Below are 1,257 nucleotides of genomic sequence, written 5' to 3'. Positions count from 1 at the left end.
CCCCCCCCCCCCCCCGCCGAAAGGCCTCCGCGCGCGCCATCAGCCGCGGCGCCGGCCACGCGAGCACCGCGGCCAGGGTGACGAGCAACAGCGCGATCATGGGGGCAGGGGGTGTTCGTCAGCGCCGTTTGCGAGGGCGCCGCAGACCCAGGATGGAGCGACGGTCGTCGATCTCGGCGAGGGCGGAGCGCACGTCCTCGATCTCCTCTTCGGTGGCGCCGTCGAGGAAGTGCATGAGGGCGGCGCGGCGGTTGGTGACCTCCATGTCATCGAGGGTACGACGCATGGTCTGGGCCGTCAGCGCCTCCCGTGAATCCGCGGCGAGATAGCGCCACGCCCGACCGTCCCGGACCCGGGTCACGAGTTCCTTCTTCGCCAGTCGGTCGAGCACCGTCATGACGGTCGTGTACGCGATCTCCCGCTGGCCGTCGAAGCGTTCGAGCACCTCGCGGACCGTCGCGCCGTCGGGGTGCTCGGCACTGGACGCCCACAGATGCTCCATGACCGCGCGTTCGAGATCGCCGAGCCGTGGGGTGTTGCTGGGGGTCGGTGACATGGGGTCAACCTCCGAGGTGGTGGGCGGGCGTGAGGTCAATGATGTGATCGAAACCTGAGAAGCCGTCGTCCCGGTGGCTGACCATGACGACGGTGCGGTCGTGGGTGGCGCCGGTGAGGTCGGCGAGGATCGCCTCGGCGGTCGCATGGTCGAGGTGCGCGACCGGCTCGTCGAGCAGGATGATCGGCCGCCCCGACACCAGCGCCCGGGCGAGCCCCAGGCGGGCGCGCTCACCCCCGGAGATGCCGCGACCGCCGGTGCCCAGGACCGTGTCGAGCCCGTCGGGCAGCGCGGTCAGCCAGCCGCTGAGTCCGGCCTCACGCAACGCGTGGGTGACGTCGCTGTCGGTGGCGTCCGGCGACGCGACGCGCAGGTTGGCACGCAGCGTCGACGCGAAGACGTGCGGCTCGTCGTCGACGACCGCAATCAGGCGGCGCACGGCCTCCACCGCCAGGTCACTCACGTCGAAGCCGTCGAGCGTGTAGTTGCCGCTGGTCGGGTCGAGGTGGCGGGCGAGGACGGCGAGCAGGGTCGACTTGCCCGATCCGTTGGCCCCGACGATCGCCACTCGCCGACCGGGCGGCAGGTCGAGCGTGGTCGCCGGCAGGTCGGTCCGCGCACCGGTCCACGAGGCGGTGACGTCGCGGATGCGCAGGTGTGGCCGACCGTCGAGGTATGCCGCGGGCCCGCCTCTCATCGCC

At 72.0% G+C, this 1,257-nt stretch carries 2 protein-coding genes; both read right to left on the bottom strand.

The features are described from left to right. Positions 1 to 118: 118 nt before the first annotated feature. Positions 119 to 556, bottom strand: a complete 438-nt coding sequence (locus tag BN10_RS03275) for a BlaI/MecI/CopY family transcriptional regulator (RefSeq protein ID WP_010849739.1) — start codon at positions 554 to 556, stop codon at positions 119 to 121. Positions 557 to 560: 4 nt separating this feature from the next. Continuing rightward, positions 561 to 1,257: ATP-binding cassette domain-containing protein (locus BN10_RS03270; protein WP_156917303.1), on the bottom strand; the 697-nt coding region annotated here is incomplete at its 5' end.

The sequence above is a fragment of the Phycicoccus elongatus Lp2 genome (assembly GCF_000367525.1).
Lineage (GTDB): Bacteria > Actinomycetota > Actinomycetes > Actinomycetales > Dermatophilaceae > Phycicoccus_A > Phycicoccus_A elongatus.
Note: the sequence above shows the minus strand (reverse complement) of the source record. Positions and strands in the feature narration are given on the sequence as shown.

Excerpts from the sequence above, each read along its gene's own strand:
- BN10_RS03275 (WP_010849739.1), bottom strand. The coding sequence starts at position 556 with ATGTCACCGACCCCCAGCAACACCCCACGGCTCGGCGATCTCGAACGC.